Genomic DNA, 18303 nt, shown 5'->3' with positions numbered 1-18303 from the left:
GTTCCGCCAGGAGCACCGCTGGGTAGCTACGTACGGACGGGATAAGCGCTGAAAGCATCTAAGCGCGAAGCCCCCCTCAAGATGAGATTTCCCAGTATGTAAGACCCCTGGTAGACGACCAGGTTGATAGGTTCGGGGTGGAAGCGCAGCAATGCGTGCAGCTGACGAATACTAATCGGTCGAGGGCTTATCCTATGGGTAAGAAAAGCAAATGGACTCAGCATCCATCCTATTGGTTCGATCCAGTTTTCAGGGCACAATTGCCTCACGTTTCCAGTGTCAAGTACAATGGAGCGAGACAAATTGTTTGGGCATTTGGCGATGCCTTACCTGAAAAATGTGGCGGTGTAGCTCAGCTGGCTAGAGCGTACGGTTCATACCCGTGAGGTCGGGGGTTCGATTCCCTTCGCCGCTACCACTATATGGAAGCTTAGCTCAGCTGGGAGAGCATCTGCCTTACAAGCAGAGGGTCGGGGGTTCGATCCCCTCAGCTTCCACCATATTTATCCTGGAGCTGTGGTGTAGAGGCCTAACATGCCTGCCTGTCACGCAGGAGACCGCGGGTTCGAATCCCGTCAGCTCCGCCATTTTTTCATGCAAGTAAGGCTTGGTAGCTCAGTTGGTAGAGCAAAGGACTGAAAATCCTTGTGTCGGCGGTTCGATTCCGTCCCAAGCCACCATTGGTTTTCTAAGTGAGCTATAAGGCGCATCTTAGAGCATTTGTGGAGGGCTAGCGAAGTGGCCAAACGCAGCAGACTGTAAATCTGTTCTCTGACGAGTTCGGTGGTTCGAATCCATCGCCCTCCACCACTTTCATTTTTAAGAGCCATTAGCTCAGTTGGTAGAGCACCTGACTTTTAATCAGGGTGTCGAAGGTTCGAGTCCTTCATGGCTCACTTCTTCCCCAATAACTGAACCTTCCAAGCACAGACTCTGTCTGTGCTTTTTTGTTTTTCAACGGAAGAAAACATTTAAATCGCATTTCTGACTGGCTGATGGTTTTTTGCAAAGCTCGCTTGATGGTCTTGGCAAAGCTGGCATAATGATATTCGCAAGCTCGCTTGATGATATTCGCAAAGCTGATTGACGTTCATTGAAAATACAGGTTAATTCATTGAGAATCAGGTTATTCCCATCGCAAACAGGCTCTGACCGTCGCAGAGGTTGGCGGGCAGGAATGCCTTCATGGTAAACTTGCTTATATGGCTGCATACGGCTTGCAAGGGCTGGTGCGCAGGAGGCGGGACATACGATGGCATCAGGAGAGTGGCTGGAAGAGCTGCGCGGCATTCTAGGAACAGATCTCGATATTCGCCAGTTCTCCGCGGCGCAGTGGCGGGACATGGCAGGCGGAGGCATCAAGGCGGAGCAGAATGGCAATTGGATTGTAGACAAGGATCGATTAGTGGTAAGGCTGGCCGGAGATGGAATCAAGGTCGAGTGCCTGGAAATCCACCGTACGGAGCCTCTATCGGAAACCGAGATTCGGCTTCTTCGCTTGACGTTGAAATACGCCAGGCCGGAACGTGCCTGGAACGTCAAGCCGGCTACGGGCATGGAGAAGACGGCAGCCGAATTGGGTCGATGGATCAATGGCCAGCTGGACAGCTCAAGACATGATCCGCTGCCGGCTTCGCTTGCCGAGGGAGGGCGGCTGTACGCCGAAATGATACCGATTCTGCTCGTGCGGGAATATCCCGGAGCGGCAGACGATTCCTACAGCGAGCTCGAGAAGCTGCTCCTGTCCTTCTTTCCGGAGGAAGTACTCTTGATTCCGCTTCAGCGCAACGAATGGCTAATTCTGAGTCCGGTATCCCTGCTCAGGGATTCCCAGCTGGAAGGAACCGAAGAGGACGAATCGGAGGAGGAAAGCTTGAAATCCATCGGTCTCGGGCTTCATGAGATGCTGGCGAGCGAATGGCTGGGCGAATGCCATCTTGCGCTGTCGCTGCCGATGCAGCCTCTGAAGTCGCTTGTCGATAGCGCGGCGCTGCTGAAGGAAACGATCGAGCTTGGCCGGCGGTTCCATGTCGGTTCCAACCTTCATTTGCCTTGGCAGCTGAATCTCGAGAGGCTGCTCAGCGCCATTCCGGAACGGGAGCGCAGCAAGTTCATCGAGCAGACGCTCAGCCGGTCGGATTATTACATGGAGCCGGAGATCCTCACGACGCTGGAGACATTTTTCGCCTTGGACTGCAATGTAAGCGAGACGGCGAAGAAGCTGTATATCCACCGGAATACCCTTCTTTACCGTTTGGACAAGCTGAAGCAGGAAACGGGACTGGACGTCAGGCTCTTCCGGGACGCCGTCATGGTGAAGATTATTCTGCTATTGGATAAAGTCACGAAAAGACCTTAGTTTTTTTGTAGGGTTTGTGCATAGTCATACGCTTACATTTTCGGTTAATATAGATTCATAAGATCATTCAACCGTAGAGGTATCACCTACTCACTCACATAGGGGGAAACAAACATGGCAGGCGTACGTTTAGAACATGTTTACAAGAAATACCCTGGATCCGACAACGCATCGGTAAAAGACATCAACCTGGACATCAAGGATAAGGAATTCCTCGTTCTGGTCGGTCCTTCCGGCTGCGGCAAATCCACGACGCTCCGCATGATCGCTGGTCTGGAGGAAATCTCCGAAGGCAAGCTGTTCATCGGCGATCGCCTTGTGAACGATGTCGCCCCTAAAGACCGCGACATCGCGATGGTATTCCAATCCTACGCCCTGTACCCGCACATGAACGTGTACCAGAACATGGCTTTCGGCCTGAAGCTGCGCAAGTTCAAAAAAGCGGACATCGATAAGCGCGTTCGCGAAGCGGCAAAAATTCTTGATATCGAACATCTTCTGGAGCGCAAGCCGAAAGCTCTCTCCGGCGGCCAACGCCAGCGTGTCGCCCTGGGCCGCGCTATCGTCCGCGAACCGCAAGTGTTCCTGATGGACGAACCGCTTTCCAACCTTGACGCCAAGCTCCGCGGCCAAATGCGCGCCGAGATCAGCAAGCTGACGAAACGTCTGGAAACGACGACGATCTACGTAACGCATGACCAGATCGAAGCCATGACGATGGGCGATCGCATCGTAGTCATGAAAGACGGCATTATTCAGCAAAACGCAACCCCGGATGAGCTTTACAACCACCCGGTGAACATCTTCGTAGCCGGATTTATCGGCGCGCCAGCGATGAACTTCATCACCGGTACGCTGAGCGAAGCAGGCGGCGCGCTGCGCTTCAAGGCTTCGGGTGTGGATGTTGTTCTTCCTGAAGGCAAAGCCAACGTCCTGCGCGACAAAGGCTTCGTAGGCAAAGAAGTCGTTCTGGGTGTTCGTCCTGAGGACCTGCACGAAGAGCCGGTCTTCCTGGAAGCATCGCCTAACAGCATCGTCAATGCCAACATCGAAGTGGCGGAGAACCTTGGCCACGAAATGTACCTGTACCTGAACGGAATCGGCAACGATACGGTTATCGCCCGCGTTGACGGACGTTCCGGCATGCGTGACGGCATAAGCGTCAAGCTCGCTCTGGATATGAACAAAGTTCATGTCTTCGACAAAGCGACGGAGCTGAACCTGTTCGAGAACTAATCCTAAAGATAAAAAAAAGGCTGCCGATCATGGGAACATGATCGGCAGCCTTTTTGCATATAGGGCCAGGCCAGCATACTCTTGACGAGTGACCTTTATCCCGTTGTCGCAGAACTAATTTCACTATTAGAAAGAAACAGGCTTACTTCCGATAGGCATCAAGAACCTTGAGGGCATCCTTATTGAGCTGATCGACCGAAATAGAGCTTACCTTGCCGTCTGTCATCTGGTATTGGAGCTTGCGGGCCATAATGCGGTAGACGCTTTCGTTGAGCCGTGTGGCGGGTATCGATCCGTCGGCGGCAGCCTGCCGAAGCTTCTGCAGCACATGGATGATGTTGTCATTGCCATGCGAGACAATGACGATATCTCCGCCGGCCGATATGGTTCGGACAGCCGCATCTCCGACATCATAGTTTTCCAGGATGGCCCCCATGGTCAGATCGTCGCTGAACACAAGCCCGTTGAATTTCATCTTGTCCCGCAGCAGCCCGGTAATGACAGGCCTGGACATCGAAGCCGGGTACTCGGCGTCCAGCTTGGGCAGCAGAATATGAGCGACCATCACGGCGTCCGCTCCCTGGTCGATGGCCGCCTGGAACGGCGGAAGCTCCACCTCCTGCAGCCTGCTTAGACCGTTGCCGGTGACGGGAAGCTGCTTGTGGGAGTCGACCGAAGTATCTCCATGCCCCGGAAAATGCTTGAGGACGCCGAGGATGCCCTCCTTCTTGAATCCCAGCATGGCGGCAGTTCCCAGCTTGGTTACAAGCTGAGCGCTGCTGCCGTAAGAGCGGTCGCCGATGACCGGATTGTCGGGATTGCTGTTGACGTCGAGCACGGGAGCAAAGTCCACGGAAAAGCCGAATGCTTTGACCCTCCTCGCCAGCAACTGACTGACATCGCGTGCGTATTCGGCATTGGCTGACTTGCCGATGATGCCGTTGCTCGGTATTTTCTCGACCGATGCGGGCATCCGGGTCACTTTGCCGCCCTCTTCATCGACCCCGAGCATAAGCGGAAGATTTCCTTCCGCCTTGTTCAGAGCCTTGAGTCCATTGAGAAAATCGACGGTTCCTTGCAAAGTCTTCATATTGTCTCGGAAAAGGATGAAGCCCCCGACGCGGTAGTCCCGGACCAAAGTTTCGGCTTCTTTGTCCGGCTTGATGCCCTCCACGCCTGCGATGACCAGTTGTCCCACCTTCTCTTCCGTACTCATGGATCCGATTCGTCTGGCGATTTCCTGGCTTTGGGCATTACTTAGGCCTGCTACGGGCGGCCAGGAAACGGTGGACTCGTCCACAGCCCGAATCTGGGCCGGCGCAGCCGCGGCAGGCTGCATTCCGGCCGTTGATGCGAAGCCTGGATGGGAGGGTCCGTACTCGGACCATGCCGATCCGACAGCTGCAGCCGCAAGGGCAACGGCAATAAGAGCGGGCCGGGCGAAACGGCTCCGGCTGCCGCGGCGAATTCGTTTGGAGCGCATTTTTCCACCTCGCTTGATGGTAGTCTGCTAAATCCATTGTAATGGACGCAATGGATCGCGTAAATGTTGTGGATGCTCGCTACGTTGCGCTGATGCCCGTTTTCCTTTAGGATGGAACTAATAGGCAGAAGGCTCTACGAATTGCCCGCAAGCAACGTACATATGCCCTGGAACAGGGAAACATACAGGAGGGCCCTCATGGCTAAAAAAGTCAAGGTATCCGAATTGGTGCAGCCGTTTCAACTGGAGATTCTGGCAGGAGAAGACGGCATGCAGCGTATTATAACGACCGACGATCTGTACCGGCCCGCGCTGGAGATGGCCGGCTATTTCCATTATTACCCCAAAGAGCGGGTTCAATTGCTCGGCAAGACGGAACTTGCGTTCATCCAGACGCTGGACAGCCGTGAGCGCAAGGAAAGATTGGAGAAGCTGTGCAACGATGAGACGCCATGCATCATGCTCACCCGCGGATTGGAGCCGCCGCTCGAGCTGATCGAGCAAGCGGCGGAGAAGCATATTCCGGTGCTGCGAAGCCAGATTTCAACGACGATCTTCTCCAGCCGCCTGACCAACTTCCTGGAGCGCCGGCTTGCGCCGACAACGACGATCCATGGCGTCCTCGTGGATGTGTACGGCATGGGCATCCTCATTACAGGCGGCAGCGGCATCGGCAAAAGCGAGACGGCGCTCGAGCTCGTGAAGCGCGGCCACCGGCTTGTCGCGGACGATGCCGTCGAGATCAGGCAAACGTCGGACGGACAGCTGCACGGAACGGCTCCGGAGCTGATCCGGCATCTGTTGGAGATTCGGGGTCTCGGCATCATCAATGTGATGACGCTGTTCGGCGCGGGCGCCATCCGCAACAACAAGCGCATCAGCGTGGTCATCAAGCTCGAGAACTGGCAGCCGGAGAAGCAGTACGACCGTCTCGGCCTGGACGAGGAGACGACCCGCATCATCGAGACGGATGTTCCGCTGGTGACGGTTCCCGTCCGCCCTGGACGCAACCTTGCCGTCATCATCGAGGTCGCCGCGATGAACTACCGCTTGAAGCGGATGGGATACAACGCCGCGCTGCAGTTCACGAACAAGCTTACGGAAACGATCGCAGATGACATGGACGACTATGAATAAAGGCAATCTTCCTATGGAAAGAGGTCGGCAACGATGACGGAATATTCTCTTCGTATCAATCCCATAGCCTTCGAGCTTGGACCGATAACGGTCCATTGGTATGGAATCATTCTCGGACTGGGAGCTCTGATGGGACTGGTGCTGGCGATCCGGGAGGGCAGGCGCTTCGGCATCTCGTCCGATTTCTTCATGGACCTGCTGCTGCTCGGGGTTCCTTCCGCGATTATAGCGGCACGAGCTTATTTCGTCCTGTTCAAATGGGATTATTACCGGCAGCATCCGGGTGAGATCCTGGCGATCTGGAACGGCGGCATCGCGATCTACGGCGCCTTGATCGGCGCCATTATTTGCGCGATCTTCTATGTGCGCCGTAAAGGCCTCAATTTCTGGCGCATCGTCGATATATGCGCCCCGTCTCTGCTGATCGGCCAGATCATCGGCCGTTGGGGCAACTTCGTCAACCAGGAAGCCTACGGCGGTCCCGTCACGCGCCGGTTCCTGAGCGGCGAGCTGCATCTGCCGGACTGGATCGTGGACCAGATGTATGTAGAAAGCACCGGCCAGTTCCATCATCCGACTTTCTTGTACGAATCGGTGTGGAACATCATCGGCATCCTGCTTATCTTTGTCCTTCGCCGACGTCCTTGGGTGCGCGCCGGAGAAATGTTCTTCACCTACCTGATCTGGTATTCGATCGGCCGGTTCTTCATTGAGGGGCTGCGTACGGACAGCCTTGCCTTTGCAGGTCCCGCCTGGCTCGAATCGCTGATGAACGGCCTGTGGTCCCCGATGAAAATCCTGTTCGAACCGGGCTATCTGGATCCGGCCTATGGCAACGTCCGCAGTTCTCAGCTGATCGCCGTCCTCGCCATCCTGTTCTGCATCGTCATGATTATCGTCCGCCGGTCGACAGGACTTGCCGCGGAGCGGTATTCCGACCCGGTCATCAACCGCAAGACCGGACTACCCGCCGGCGTAGAGCCGCAGGAGGCACAGCCCGTTTCCGAAGCAGTAAAGGAGAATCATCACGATGAAACCCATACGAAACCTACTGTTTGACTTGGACGGCACCATTCTGGACACGAATGAATTGATCATGCGCTCCTTCCTCCACGCGCTGCAGGGAGTTGTCCCCGCAGACTTCGGGCGGGAGCAGATGATTCCTTATATGGGCCTTACTCTGGTCGACCAGATGAAGCATTTCTCCGGCCAGGAAGAAACCTCGCATCTGATTTCCTTGTACCGGGAAATGAATATGAAGCTGCATGACGATCTCGTCGTGCCGTTTCCCCATACGGCCGAGGTGCTGGAGCGGCTCAAGGCCGCAGGCTTCAAGCTTGGCGTCGTCACGACGAAGATCCGCATGTCCACGGAAAAAGGACTTCGCCTGACGGGACTGCTGGATTATATGGATGCCATCGTAACGCTGGATGACGTGGACAACCCGAAGCCGCATCCGGAGCCGGTTCTGCGCGCCATGGAGATGCTGGGAGCGAAGCCGGAGGAGACGATGATGGTCGGCGACAGCGCCGTAGACATCCAGTCCGCTCTCGAGGCAGGGGCTGTGCCGGTCGGCGTCGCCTGGTCTCTGAAGGGAGAGGCGCTGCTGCGCGAATACGGAGCTGCCCATGTCCTGCAGGACATGAGGGATCTGTATGCTCTGCTCGGATTGGAGCAGGAGGCCCGGTGAGGAACGTCGAGCGTTATCCGACCGATGGGCCGAATGCGCTGTGGCAGGTATACCGAACCGTAAGCCGGTTCAAGGCGGTGCGCAACTTCGCCGCTATCCAGATCTCCCGCTATTGCCCCTCCCTGCCGGTCAAAAACTGGATCTACCGCCGGATTCTCGGCATGCGGGTCGGCAAGACGACGTCGTTCGCGCTCATGGTCATGGTGGACGTCTTCTTCCCTGAGCGGATCACAGTCGGGGACAACTGCATCATCGGCTACAATACGACCATCCTCACCCATGAATATTTGATCCATGAATATCGGCTGGGGGATGTCGTGATCGGCTCCAACGTCATGATCGGAGCGAATACGACGATCCTCCCGGGTGTGACGATCGGCGACGGCGCCGTCGTGGCCGCCGGTTCCCTGGTCCACCGGGACGTGCCTGCCGGCGCATTCGTAGGGGGGGAATCCGTTCCGGATCATTCGGCAACAGGATTGAATCCGGATATAGACAGGGCTTAGATGGGACTAGTCAGGCATAGGCAGGACAAAAACCAGGCATAGACTGGGGTTCGGCAGGACATAGCCAGGCATAGACCAGGCAAGGACAGGAATAGATCAGGCATAGGCAGGACATATTCAGGATTGAGGACAGGAAGCCAAGGCAACTTTTTGCGGACAGGACTCGTTTACAGGATTGGCCTCTGCCTGAGGATGCCAGTCCAACCTGCAAGGAGAGAACGCAATTGAGTACCGTCAAGCGGTTTTGGCTGCTGTCTGCTGTCCTGGCCTTCGTTCTGTGCCTGACGGCTGCCGGCGCGGCTGCCGTTCGCTACCGGGAGCACTTTCCGGCCGTCAAGCGCCTGCTGTCGGAAGCCCCTGCGATGAGCGAGGAGGCAGCCGGAGGGGAATATAAGGATTTGAAGCCCGGAGAACGGACGCCCAAGGGCATTTATTACCGCAACAAAGTCATTGTCCTGATGTACCATGATGTCCAGCCGACCCCTTCGGACACGAAGGCGCTGGCCTTGGACAAGCTGGAGCGGCAGCTCGAGCTGATGCGCGACAACAACTTCCATGTCATCAGCATGGATGAATACAAGGCTTTTATCCTGAAGCGCAAGCCGGTGCCCGATAACGCGGTACTGCTTACATTCGATGACGGCTACGAATCCTTTTACCGGTATGCGTATCCCGTCTTGCTCAAAAACGGGCTGACTGCGACCAACTTCGTCATCGCCGGCACAATCGGAAACCCCAAGCATGCCGGCGTGCCGAAGCTGACCTGGGAACAGATGAAAGCCATGCGCAAGCATGGCATGGATTTTTACAGCCATACATACGATTCCCATGCTTATGCGCCGGAGAATGCGAAGGGAAACAGGCTGGTGCCTCTTCTGGCCGGAAGGGTATACCGGAGCGATCTTGGCAGACGGGAGACGGAGAAAGAATACGAAAGCCGCATTCGCGAGGATCTGGACCATGCCAATCGGACGCTGCAGAAGGAACTCGGCGTGCGCAACGATGTGCTCGCCTTTCCATACGGAGCCTTCTCTCGGCCGCTGCTCCGCACATGCAAGGAGCTCGGCATCAACGTGACGCTGACGGTGAAGCCGGGCATGAACGGTCCAGGAAGAGGGAACGGATTCCGGCTGAATGCCGGCGGAGCGGAGAACGATCCCGAGCTGCAGATCGAGCTTATGAAGCAGGCTCCCCGTCTAATCGGCCACAACCGCTATCAGCCTCCGGATCGGGCCTACCTGCTGCTGACGCTTCCTCTGCTCGTCATGTTTGTCGGCGCCCTATGGCTGCGGTCGGCCTGGGAGGTCATCATTCTGCGCCGCAAGAAGCTGTCTCTGCTTCCGGGGAAACCATCTTAGGAACAATCGCCGAGCGGGTGTTATGCCCGGCGAACCTTGCGGTCCGCCCATGGCGATCTCTGCGGTCCTCCTAAGCACCGTGCTCTTGCACGCTCATACGGTATGGCACGAGCCGCCCGAACCCGCAAGCATGGCGGTTCAGGCGGCTCGTGCCGGTTGACGGGAGAGACCGAATCATGATAGGATTACAAATACCTTTACTTTGGCAGTATGGTAACTTGGTAGCACATTAACTCACTAAAGTATGAAGCCAACTTACAAAAAGCGAATGCTTGGAGCCGATTGCTTCGAGCGTCTGTTTATATTAGGAGACCAAACCGATGTCCAAACCAAAAGTATTTGAAAAACCGGTAGGCGTCAAGGACTATCTCCCCCATGCCGTATCCAAGCTCAGACAGATCGAAAGCAGCGTGCTGAGCTGCATGGAACGCTGGGGCTACGATCAGATCATGACTCCTACGCTGGAATATTACGACACTGTCGGCGTCGCCAGCTCGACATCCGATCAGCGGCTGTTCAAGCTGCTGAACAACCGCGGCACGACGCTCGTGCTTCGTTCCGATATGACCGCGCCGATCGCGCGTGTCGTATCCTCTCTGCTGCGGGAACAGCCGTTTCCGCTGCGCCTTTCCTATCATTCCAGCATATTCCGAGCGTTCGAGAACGAAGCGGGACGGGATGCGGAGTTTTTCCAGACCGGCGTCGAGCTGGTCGGAGACGCTTCGGCCGAAGCGGATGCCGAGGTCATCGCCCTTGCGATCGCCTCCCTGCAGGCCGCTGGCGTCGAGAAGTTCCGCATCGCGGTCGGCCATGTGGGCTTTCTGAACGGATTGCTGGAAGAGCTGCTGCCCGGACGGGCGGAATGCCAGGGCAAGCTCAAGGATTATCTGCTCAACCGGGACCATGTCGGGTACCGGGACCAGCTTGGAAGACTGGGGCTGACCGAGCAGGTCCAGCAGGAGCTGAAGGGGCTGCTCCGCCTTCGCGGCGGCCAGGAAATCTGCACGCAGGCGATGAGCCTGACGCCGAATGCCACAGCCCAAGAGTCGATTCGCCATCTTTGCGAGATATGGGATGTGCTCGAGGCGTACGGCGTGAGCGAGCATGTGCTGATCGACCTGACGATGATCGGAGATTTTTCGTATTATACGGGCATGACCTTCGAGGGTTATGCGGCGGATCTCGGATTTCCCGTCGTCGGAGGCGGGCGGTACGACAACCTTCTCCAGCAGTTCGGGCGCCCGGCGCCGGCTACCGGCTTCGCGGTCAAGACGACGCGGGTGCTGGAGCTGGTCGGCGAGGAGCAGGAAGCTCCGCGCCGGATTCTGATCGGCTACGACGGCACGGGGCGCGAACGCGCTCTTGCCGAAGCGATCCGGCTAAGAGGGCAAGGAGCGGCAGTCGTGACGGCCCGCATGGAGGCTCCGGGAATCCGCCATGGCGAAGCCCGGGGCAGCGAAGAGCCGGAGCGCACCGCACGGAGGCTTGCCGACGGCGAGTCCGTGAAATTCGGCGGCTTGGTGTATGGGACGTTCCTGCCCTTCTTTGACGGGAACCAAGAGGAGGGGGACGAGCGATGAGGACGGACGGCAGGACAGAAGGCGATATTCTCAAAGTCGCGATGCCGAAAGGACGCATCTACAAGCAAGCCTCCCGGCTGTTCCGGGAAGCGGGCCTCCTTATCAACGAAGAGGTCGACGAATCGAGGAAGCTGATCGTCGAAGTGCCGGAAGCGCGCATGGAATTCATCATGGCCAAGCCGGTCGACGTGCCGACGTATGTGGAATATGGCGTCGCTGATATCGGTGTCGTCGGCAAGGACGTGCTGATGGAGGAAAACAAGGACGTCTACGAGCTGCTTGATCTGGGCATCGCCCGCTGCCGCATGTCGGTCATCGGGCTGCCGGACTGGAAGCCGGTCATCAATCCGCGCGTCGCGACGAAATATCCTGCGGTAGCCTCCCAGTATTTCCGGGAGCGCGGCCAGCAGGTCGAGGTGATCAAGCTGAACGGATCCATCGAGCTGGCTCCTCTGATCGGCCTGGCCGACCGGATCGTCGACATGGTGGAAACCGGACAGACGCTGCGCGACAACGGGCTTGTGGAAATGGAAGAAATTTTCAGCATCACGAGCAGGCTGATCGCCAACCGCGTCAGCTACCGCATGAAGAACGATGCGATCCAGAGCCTTTGCGACCGCCTTCAGGCGGCATTGGGCGCGAAGGCTTAGAGGGCCGGTTGAGAATCATCGGTCCAAGCAGCTATTCACCAAACCGATTCAGACGGAGGAATGGCGATGACGGCAATCAAGGCAGTGGTCTTCGATTTTGACGGACTGATTCTGGATACGGAGACGCCCTCTTACGAGGCGTTTGATCGGGTATACCGCGAGCATGGGGCAGAGCTTCCGCTGGAAATGTTCGCCCGCTGCGTGGGCACCTCCTTTGCGGCATTCGACCCCTATGCTTATCTGGAAGAAATCCTGGGCAAGCCGCTGGAGAGAGAACTCATTGAAACCCGGTACAAGGAGATCTATTCGGCCATCGTCCAGGAGTCTTCGATTCTGCCGGGAGTCCGGGAGAATCTGGCGCGCGCCCGCGAGCTTGGGCTCGCCGTCGGCCTGGCGTCCAGCTCTTCCTGGGGCTGGATCGAGCCTTTGCTTACGAGGCATGGACTGTTGGACCGCTTCGATTCCTTCCAGACGAAGGATAAAGTGAAGCGGATCAAGCCGGATCCGGAGCTGTACCTCGCCTCGCTGTCGGAGCTTGGCGTCCACGGACATGAGGCCGTGTCGTTCGAAGACTCGCTCAACGGCTTCACGGCTGCCCGCGCTGCCGGCATGCGGACGGTAGTGATCCCGAACTCCGTCACGCGTCATTTGACGTTCAGCGGAGCCGACTTGCAGCTGGAGTCCATGGCGGATCTGACGCTGGACTCGCTTTTGGAGCGTCTGGATTCGCCGCAGCCTTGAGGAGAGGCGCCTGGGAACAGGCTGGATGCCAGACTCGGACGGGCAGCGACAAGGATAGAGAGGAGAACGCTGTATGCGCATAATGCGGGCGGAGCAGTTCAAATTGACCCGGGAAGTGGAATATGGAACCCCGGAACAGAATGAGTCGGTGCGGAGCACGGTGGAAGCTCTCCGGACGCGCGGCGATGAAGCGCTGCTGGAGCTGACGGAAAAATACGACGGCGTGTCTCTCTCGGCGTCGGACCTGCGGGTGACGGAAGAGGAGATCCAAGCCGCCTACAGCCGGGTGGAGCCGGATTTCCTGGACGCCATTCGCGGCGCGGCTGCGAATATCCGCCGCTACCATGAACGCCAGCGGCGCCAGTCCTGGATGGACGTGCAGCCGGACGGCACCGTGCTGGGCCAAGTGCTGCGCCCCTTGAAGCGGGTAGGCGTCTATGTGCCGGGAGGCAAAGCCGCCTATCCGTCCTCCGTGCTGATGAACGTCATTCCGGCGCAGGTCGCCGGCGTGCCTGAGATCGTCATGGTCACGCCGCCGGCGACGGGAGGCAAAGCGGGCGTCGACCCGTATATCCTCGTTGCGGCAGCGGAAGCCGGCGTCAAGGAGATGTACCGCGTCGGCGGAGCGCAGGCGATCGCCGCGCTTGCCTACGGCACGGAGAGCATCCCGCCGGTGGACAAAATCTGCGGCCCGGGCAACATCTATGTGGCTCTCGCCAAGCGCGCCGTGTACGGCGCTGTCGATATCGACAGCATCGCCGGGCCGAGCGAGATCGCCGTGCTGGCCGACGATACGGCCGAGCCGGCCTATGTCGCAGCCGACCTGCTGTCGCAGGCGGAGCATGACGAGATGGCGTCGAGCATTCTCATTACGCCGTCGAGAGGGCTTGCCGAGGCCGTTGCTGCTGAAGTGGAGCGCCAGCTGGCGCTGCTTCCGCGCGCCGCGATCGCAAGGGAATCCATCGACCGCCATGGAGCGATTCTGCTGGTCGACTCCATCGCAGCCGGCGTGGACATCGTCAACCGGCTCGCGCCGGAGCATCTGGAGGTGCTGACCGCCGATCCGATGGCGCTGCTCGGCTCGATCGAGAACGCCGGAGCGATCTTCCTCGGGCCGTACAGCTCGGAGCCCGTAGGCGATTACTACGCGGGGCCGAACCATATCATCCCGACCAACGGAACGGCGAGGTTCAGCTCTCCGGTCAATGTGGACGACTTCATCAAAAAATCGAGCCTGATCTCCTACAGCCGCGAAGCGCTGCTGCGGGACGGCCAAGCCATCATGACGCTGGCCCGGCACGAAGGACTGGAAGGCCACGCCCGCGCGATCGAAGTGCGTTTGGAGCGGGAGGCTGCATCTGCCGCAGAAGCGGCGAACCAAGCTACGGACGGAAAGAGGGATTAGATCATGGCACAAGAAGACAACAGGCAGCAAGAAGAACGCCGAGCCGAGGTGGCGCGCAAGACGAACGAAACCGACATCAAGCTCGCGTTCAGCGTGGATGGAAGCGGCCGTTCGGAGATCGAGACGGATGTTCCTTTCCTGAACCATATGCTGGATCTGTTCACGAAGCACGGGCAGTTCGATCTGAAGGTCGAAGCGCGCGGCGACGTCGATATCGACGACCATCACACGGTGGAGGATATCGGCATCTGCCTCGGACAGACGCTGCGGGAGGCGCTTGGCGACAAGCGGGGAATCAAGCGTTACGCAAGCGTGTTCGTCCCGATGGACGAAGCTCTTGCCCAGGTCGTCATCGATCTCAGCAACAGGCCGCATTTCGAGTATCGGGCGGAGTATCCTTCCCAGCAGGTGGGCAGCTTCTCTACGGAGCTCGTGCATGAATTCCTGTGGAAGCTGGCGCTTGAGGGCCGCTTCACTCTCCACGTCATCGTTCATTACGGCAAAAACACGCATCATATGATCGAAGCGGTGTTCAAAGCGCTTGGACGCGCCTTGGACGAGGCGACCTCCATCGACCCGCGCGTGCAGGGAGTGCCTTCGACGAAGGGCGTGCTGTAGATGATCGCGATCATCGATTACGGCCTCGGCAATCTGCACAGCGTCAGCAAAGCGGTGGAGCGGCTCGGATTCAAAGCCGTCGTGACCGCGGACAGGAACGAGATTCTTGAAGCGGATGCCGCCATCCTTCCCGGCGTCGGCGCTTTTGGGGATGCGATGGCCTATCTGCGGGAGACCGGCATGGACGATGCAACGCGGGCTTACGCGGCTTCGGGCAAGCCGCTGCTCGGCATCTGCCTCGGCATGCAGCTGCTGTTCGCCGAGGGCGAGGAGCATGGCAGCCATGAAGGGCTTGGCTTGCTGCCGGGCCGGGTCGTACGTTTCGAGGGAGACTACAAGATTCCTCATATGGGCTGGAACCGCTTGGATTTCCTGCGGCCAAGCCCGCTGACGGCAGGTCTGGAGGAGGGGCATGTCTATTTCGTCCATTCCTATCATGTCCATGTCGGAGAAGAAAGCCACCTGGTCGCGACGGCCGACTACTATCAGCCGGTTACGGCCATCGTAGAGCGCGGCAATGTATACGGCATGCAGTTTCACCCGGAAAAAAGCGGCGAGCTCGGCATGAGCCTGCTGCGCAATTTCCTCGGCCTGGCTCGCGGATAAGCCGCAAGCCGAAAATGAGGCAACCGGGCAGCCTTGAACAGAGCCGCTGTTCGAGTTTCCTGGGCTTGGCTCGCGGATAAGCCGCAATTCGGAAATGAGGCAACCGGGCAGCGCTTGATAGAGAAGCATTTTCGAACTTCGTCAGCCTGACTCTTGAACAAGCCGTCTGGCCGGAGTCATCATCCGTTTCGGCAAGCCTGCGGCTTGCCCATCTCATTTGTGGAGGAATCAACCTTTATGTCCAAGTTCACCATCTACCCGGCCATCGATATTCGCGGCGGCCGTGCCGTCCGTCTCGTCCAAGGCGACTACAGTCAGGAGACGGTCTACAACGACAGTCCCGTGAACGCTGCGCTGGAATGGCAGGCGCAAGGAGCGTCCTGGATCCATCTCGTCGATCTGGACGGAGCCAAGGCGGGACATCCCGTGAATGCGGAGCTGATCGGGCAGATCGCGGCCGCGGTCGACGTTCCGGTGCAGCTCGGCGGAGGCCTTCGCACGGAAGCCGATGTGGAGCGGCTGCTCGGGCTTGGAGTCGAGCGGATCATTCTCGGCACGGCGGCGATTGAAGACCGCGCTTTTGTGGAGAGAGTGCTTGCCCGGCACGGAGACCGGGTAGCGATCGGCATCGATGCCCGCGACGGACGGGTCGCGACGCGCGGATGGCTGGAGACGTCCGAGGTCCGGGCGGAGGAGCTGGCGCGGGAGCTGGCGGCGAAAGGCGCGGCGGCATTCATCTTCACGGATATTTCCCGCGATGGAATGATGGAAGGGCCGAACGTCGAGGCGATCCGTTCGCTGGCGGCGTATTCCGGAGCCGATGTCATTGCTTCGGGCGGAGTCAGCCGGATCGAGGATCTGCGCGCGCTGGCGGCCTACAAGGAGGAGGGCATCAGCGGAGCCATCGTTGGAAAAGCCCTGTATACCGGGGCGATAGCGCTATCCGATGCCGTCCGCGAGCTGAACTAGCCGCAGAGATCGATTTTCAGAAAAGAGGTAGCGCCTATGTTAGCCAAACGCATCATCCCATGCCTGGACGTGAAGGACGGACGCGTCGTCAAGGGCGTCAACTTCGTCAATCTCCGCGACGCGGGCGATCCGGTCGAGCTGGCGGCGCTTTATGACCGCGAAGGCGCCGACGAGCTCGTCTTTCTCGACATATCCGCCTCCGTCGAAGGCAGAGCGACGATGATCGAGGTCGTCCGGCGTACGGCTGGGGAAATTACAATTCCGTTCACGGTGGGCGGGGGGATTTCCCAGGTCGACGACATGAAGCGGATTCTCCGCGCGGGAGCGGACAAGATCGGCATCAACACGGCGGCGGTGCTCAATCCGCGGCTGATTTCCGACGGAGCGCGGCGCTTCGGCTCCCAGTGCATCGTCGTTGCGGTCGACGCCAAGTTCAATTCGGAGTGGGGAGAATGGGAAGTCTACACTCACGGCGGCCGCAAGGCTTCCGGCATTCGTGCGCTGGAATGGGTCAGGCAGGCCGAGTCCCTCGGTGCGGGGGAGCTTCTTTTGACCAGCATGGATGCCGACGGCACGAAGGACGGATTCGACATCGCGCTGACCCGTGCCGTCTCGGATGCGGCAGGCATTCCGGTCATCGCCTCCGGCGGCGCCGGGCGGACGGAGCATTTCGGCGAAGTGTTCCGCGAAGGACGCGCCGATGCGGGGCTTGCGGCGACGATCTTCCATTATAAGGAGCTGACGGTCGCGGCGGTCAAGGATGAGCTGCGCAGGGAAGGAGTCGAGGTCCGATGAGCGGCAAGGAAATTCCGCGCGGGACGGCGGATGCCGCCGATCTCAGCGCCATCAACTATGATGCGGCGGGGCTTGTTCCGGCTATCGTGCAGGACGCGGTATCCAAGGAAGTGCTGATGCTCGCCTACATGAACGAAGAGTCATTGCGCCTTTCGCTGGAAAGCGGCGAAACCTGGTTCTGGAGCCGCTCCCGCAGCGAGCTGTGGCATAAGGGCGCGACGAGCGGCCATACGCAGCGGATCCGCTCGCTTAGCTACGACTGCGACGGAGACACTCTGTTGGTTCTCGTGGATCAGAAGGGGCCGGCCTGCCATACGGGCAAATACAGCTGCTTCCACAATCCGCTTCCGGTAGCGGGCGCTGGAGGAGATTCCGTGCCTGCTGAGGGGAGCCGCTTCGACATGCTCGGCGAACTGGAGCGGACGATCTCGGAGCGGTATGCGGAGCGGCCCGAAGGAGCCTACACGTCCTACCTGTTCGAGAAGGGGCTGGACAAGATCCTCAAGAAGTTCGGCGAGGAGAGCATCGAGGTGGTCATCGCGGCCAAAAACGGCGACAATGCCGAGCTTGGCTCCGAGGCGGGCGACCTGCTCTTCCATTTGATGGTTCTGCTTCGCGAACGCGGGCTTCCGCTGGACTCTGTCATGGAAGTCCTTCGCGAGCGGCATGGCAAGCCGACGACGAACAAGATGAACCGTTGACATTCGGCCCGCTCGCTTTTTGCGATGCGGGCTGCTGTTGTAGCTGAAGGGCGGCTTCGCGGCTGACTAATGCTGGGAGAGCGTCGCTCCGCGGGCATGCCGTAGAAGATCGCTCCGCGGCTGACCAATGCTGGTAGAGCGTCGCTCCGCGGCCATGCCGTAGAAGATCGCTTCGCGGCTGACCAATGCTGGTAGAGCGTCGCTCCGCGGCCATGCCGTAGAAGATCGCTCCGCGGCTGACCATTCTTCCGATCGCTGTTGAAGTCGTATTCCTTTTAATGGGTTTAAAATTGGCTGGAATACTCCTTCAAAGGCGAACGCTGACGCTTCTACAGAACGGTCAATCCGCTGCCGCTAAACTGCGGAAACCCGCAGGGTCCGCGTGCGCTCATCGCGCCGCGAAGCCGGGCCCGCGTGCGCTCAACGCGCCGCGAAGCCGCTCCCGCGTGCGCTCGCCGCGCCGCGAAGC

Annotated in this window: 17 protein-coding genes, 6 tRNA genes and 1 rRNA gene; 23 read left to right on the top strand and 1 reads right to left on the bottom strand. The window is 58.7% G+C overall.

All coding sequences use genetic code 11. The features are described 5' to 3' along the window. The 9 genes from BN871_RS19175 to BN871_RS19135 all read left to right on the top strand — a co-directional run. Nucleotides 1-195, top strand: a 23S ribosomal RNA gene (locus BN871_RS19175); the annotation flags it as partial. Between the two features lie 146 nt (nt 196-341). Next, a tRNA-Met gene (locus BN871_RS19170) sits at nt 342-418 on the top strand. Nucleotides 419-424: 6 nt separating this feature from the next. Beyond that, nucleotides 425-500: transfer RNA gene (locus BN871_RS19165), tRNA-Val, on the top strand. 10 nt (nt 501-510) lie between these two features. After that, a tRNA-Asp gene (locus BN871_RS19160) sits at nt 511-587 on the top strand. Nucleotides 588-604: 17 nt separating this feature from the next. Then, nucleotides 605-680: transfer RNA gene (locus tag BN871_RS19155), tRNA-Phe, on the top strand. Nucleotides 681-724: 44 nt separating this feature from the next. Further along, nucleotides 725-810: transfer RNA gene (locus tag BN871_RS19150), tRNA-Tyr, on the top strand. A 13-nt stretch (nt 811-823) separates the two neighbouring features. Beyond that, nucleotides 824-896: transfer RNA gene (locus BN871_RS19145), tRNA-Lys, on the top strand. A gap of 356 nt (nt 897-1252) precedes the next feature. Then, nucleotides 1253-2359, top strand: coding sequence for a CdaR family transcriptional regulator (locus BN871_RS19140; RefSeq protein WP_048748383.1), 1107 nt, complete (start codon nt 1253-1255; stop codon nt 2357-2359). 114 nt (nt 2360-2473) lie between these two features. Further along, complete coding sequence (locus BN871_RS19135; protein WP_048748382.1) at nt 2474-3595, top strand: ABC transporter ATP-binding protein; 1122 nt, start codon at nt 2474-2476, stop codon at nt 3593-3595. Nucleotides 3596-3737: 142 nt separating this feature from the next. On the opposite strand, the gene nagZ is transcribed toward BN871_RS19135, so the two are convergent. Then, the gene (gene nagZ, locus BN871_RS19130) at nt 3738-5078 is read right to left on the bottom strand and encodes a beta-N-acetylhexosaminidase (protein ID WP_048748381.1); all 1341 of its coding nucleotides are present in this window, start codon (nt 5076-5078) and stop codon (nt 3738-3740) included. Between the two features lie 198 nt (nt 5079-5276). On the opposite strand from nagZ, the gene hprK reads away from it, so the two are divergent. The 14 genes from hprK (at nt 5277) to hisIE (ending at nt 17834) form a co-directional block, all read left to right on the top strand. After that, nucleotides 5277-6215, top strand: a complete 939-nt coding sequence (gene hprK / locus BN871_RS19125; RefSeq protein WP_048748380.1) for an HPr(Ser) kinase/phosphatase — start codon at nt 5277-5279, stop codon at nt 6213-6215. A gap of 33 nt (nt 6216-6248) precedes the next feature. Further along, nucleotides 6249-7274 carry a prolipoprotein diacylglyceryl transferase gene (gene lgt / locus BN871_RS19120; RefSeq protein WP_021879911.1) on the top strand — a complete coding sequence of 342 codons (1026 nt, stop codon included), beginning with the start codon at nt 6249-6251 and terminating at the stop codon, nt 7272-7274. After that, entirely contained in the window at nt 7246-7905 is a 660-nt protein-coding gene (gene ppaX / locus BN871_RS19115; protein ID WP_048748379.1) for a pyrophosphatase PpaX, read from the top strand. The genes lgt and ppaX overlap by 29 nt, the downstream gene beginning before the upstream one ends. Beyond that, nucleotides 7902-8411, top strand: a complete 510-nt coding sequence (locus BN871_RS19110) for a DapH/DapD/GlmU-related protein (protein WP_048748378.1) — start codon at nt 7902-7904, stop codon at nt 8409-8411. Before ppaX ends, BN871_RS19110 begins: the two co-directional genes overlap by 4 nt. Nucleotides 8412-8635: 224 nt before the next feature. Then, a complete protein-coding gene (locus BN871_RS19105) occupies nt 8636-9769 on the top strand; it encodes a polysaccharide deacetylase family protein (RefSeq protein ID WP_049868714.1) in 1134 nt (377 codons plus the stop codon). A gap of 320 nt (nt 9770-10089) precedes the next feature. Then, nucleotides 10090-11349 (top strand): ATP phosphoribosyltransferase regulatory subunit, encoded by a 1260-nt coding sequence (locus BN871_RS19100; protein ID WP_021879914.1) that lies wholly within the window; start codon nt 10090-10092, stop codon nt 11347-11349. Continuing rightward, nucleotides 11346-11999, top strand: coding sequence for an ATP phosphoribosyltransferase (hisG, locus tag BN871_RS19095; protein WP_021879915.1), 654 nt, complete (start codon nt 11346-11348; stop codon nt 11997-11999). Before BN871_RS19100 ends, hisG begins: the two co-directional genes overlap by 4 nt. A 66-nt stretch (nt 12000-12065) precedes the next feature. After that, complete coding sequence (locus BN871_RS19090) at nt 12066-12740, top strand: HAD family phosphatase (RefSeq protein WP_048748377.1); 675 nt, start codon at nt 12066-12068, stop codon at nt 12738-12740. Between the two features lie 73 nt (nt 12741-12813). Beyond that, complete coding sequence (gene hisD, locus BN871_RS19085; protein ID WP_021879917.1) at nt 12814-14145, top strand: histidinol dehydrogenase; 1332 nt, start codon at nt 12814-12816, stop codon at nt 14143-14145. A gap of 3 nt (nt 14146-14148) precedes the next feature. Next, nucleotides 14149-14763 carry an imidazoleglycerol-phosphate dehydratase HisB gene (hisB, locus tag BN871_RS19080; RefSeq protein ID WP_048748376.1) on the top strand — a complete coding sequence of 205 codons (615 nt, stop codon included), beginning with the start codon at nt 14149-14151 and terminating at the stop codon, nt 14761-14763. After that, nucleotides 14764-15369: an imidazole glycerol phosphate synthase subunit HisH gene (gene hisH / locus BN871_RS19075; protein ID WP_021879919.1), complete on the top strand. Its 606-nt coding sequence runs from the start codon at nt 14764-14766 to the stop codon at nt 15367-15369. Between the two features lie 237 nt (nt 15370-15606). Further along, nucleotides 15607-16338 (top strand): 1-(5-phosphoribosyl)-5-[(5-phosphoribosylamino)methylideneamino]imidazole-4-carboxamide isomerase, encoded by a 732-nt coding sequence (gene hisA, locus BN871_RS19070; protein WP_048748375.1) that lies wholly within the window; start codon nt 15607-15609, stop codon nt 16336-16338. 36 nt (nt 16339-16374) lie between these two features. After that, on the top strand, nt 16375-17133 hold the full coding sequence (gene hisF, locus BN871_RS19065) for an imidazole glycerol phosphate synthase subunit HisF (RefSeq protein ID WP_048748374.1): 759 nt from the start codon (nt 16375-16377) through the stop codon (nt 17131-17133). Further along, entirely contained in the window at nt 17130-17834 is a 705-nt protein-coding gene (gene hisIE, locus BN871_RS19060; protein WP_048748373.1) for a bifunctional phosphoribosyl-AMP cyclohydrolase/phosphoribosyl-ATP diphosphatase HisIE, read from the top strand. The genes hisF and hisIE overlap by 4 nt, the downstream gene beginning before the upstream one ends. Nucleotides 17835-18303 lie beyond the last annotated feature (469 nt).

Source organism: Paenibacillus sp. P22, assembly GCF_000469945.2.
Classification (GTDB): Bacteria; Bacillota; Bacilli; order Paenibacillales; family Paenibacillaceae; genus Paenibacillus_O; species Paenibacillus_O humicus.
Note: the sequence above shows the minus strand (reverse complement) of the source record. Positions and strands in the feature narration are given on the sequence as shown.